Origin of the sequence: Chryseobacterium sp. GM_Chr_2 (assembly GCF_026540445.1) — a bacterium.
Classification (GTDB): domain Bacteria; phylum Bacteroidota; class Bacteroidia; order Flavobacteriales; family Weeksellaceae; genus Chryseobacterium.
In genome coordinates this window covers 1-562 of the sequence record NZ_JALNUD010000030.1, presented here as the reverse complement: position 1 = coordinate 562, position 562 = coordinate 1, and the positions used below count along the sequence as shown (strand labels likewise).

Annotated in this window: 1 pseudogene; it reads right to left on the bottom strand. The window is 40.2% G+C overall.

Going from position 1 to position 562, the window contains the following annotated elements:
* Positions 1 to 562 (bottom strand): annotated as a pseudogene (locus OXQ85_RS20580) (type IV secretion protein Rhs); the annotation flags it as partial.

The following is a 562-nucleotide window of genomic DNA, read 5'->3' as shown; positions in this document are numbered from 1 at the left end:
ATCGTTGTTATCAATCACTCTGGCCGACTGCTCCTCCCCAAAAGGAACCGCGTCTGAATCCTGATACGGCGCATTTTCCAGATCCGGAATGCCTACAAATTCATTATAATATTCATTGCCGTCATGATAATGCTTAAGCTCGATGATACGGTAGGTTTCCATCGGATTATCATTGATGTCGATCAGCTTCGCCAAACCTCCTATTTTCAACAGCGGATCCCTACTTTTCCCTTTAATCATAATTAAATTTTCACGGTTTTCGCGCTCCCTTCTCACCGAATCTTTCAGCTCTCTCGACGTATTATTCGAAATTCCGGTATGATTGTAAAACATTTCGGATCTCTTTTTGTAAACACTTTCAGAAGCATTGATCGCCACTGCCTGAAACGGATTTTCTTTATACTGATGTTGAACGGAATTCGACTGATAATCAATACTTTCACCCACCTGAACGTCATACGCTGAATAGCTGAAATTCTGTGGCTTGATATTCATTTGAAATTCAACCTCAATCAAATTTTTGTTTTCCTCCAAATCCAACATATCCTGCACTTTATTGCCA